Here is a 610-nt window from a genome sequence, read left to right as displayed (position 1 = left end):
GCTGTCGATTCAACAGCTTCGCGTTCTATTGCTCCTACCGGACAAACTTCTACACAGGCACCACACGAGGTACAAGCGTCTGTTACATGCGCTTTGTCATCTTGCATTTCCAGCGCACCGAACGGGCAAGCACTCACGCAAGCTCCGCAGCCGATGCAGGTATCTTTTGCTACTTTTACAGCCATTTTTTATTGCCTCCTTATATGATCTTCGCGTCACTGAGTTTTTGAAGAAGAATACCGACTGCTTCGCGGGCATCTTCTGCTTGAATCATTTCACCGCCTGAGCGGGTAGGAGGCGTAAAGATTTTCTTTACCTGTGTAGGAGAACCTTTTAAACCCAGACGTTTCTCATCTACATCCAAATCAGCGAGTGTCAAAACGGGAATTTCCTTCCGATTTGCTTTCATTGTACCGCGCACCGTAGCAAACCTTGGTTCATTGGCTGATTTTACAACTGTAACAAGCAAAGGCATTTTCCCTTCGATGACTTCATAACCTTCTTCATGCTCACGTTCTACTTTCAAAACGTCACCAGTGACTTCAAATTTTGAACAGCACGTGATTTGAGCAATTCCCAGATGTTCTGCCATTTCAGGACCCACTTGCGC

General features: G+C 46.2%; 2 protein-coding genes. Both read right to left on the bottom strand.

Annotated elements, in window-relative coordinates; translation table 11 throughout:
- Positions 1-185: DUF362 domain-containing protein (locus Ga0466249_RS25905; protein WP_215832381.1), on the bottom strand; the 185-nt coding region annotated here is incomplete at its 3' end.
- A gap of 14 nt (positions 186-199) precedes the next feature.
- The coding region (locus Ga0466249_RS25900) for an electron transfer flavoprotein subunit beta/FixA family protein (protein WP_376769327.1) at positions 200-610 on the bottom strand (411 nt) is incomplete at its 5' end.

The sequence above is a fragment of the Pelorhabdus rhamnosifermentans genome (assembly GCF_018835585.1).
In the GTDB taxonomy this organism is placed as follows: domain Bacteria; phylum Bacillota; class Negativicutes; order UMGS1260; family UMGS1260; genus Pelorhabdus; species Pelorhabdus rhamnosifermentans.
This window is presented reverse-complemented; position numbering and strand designations above follow the sequence as displayed.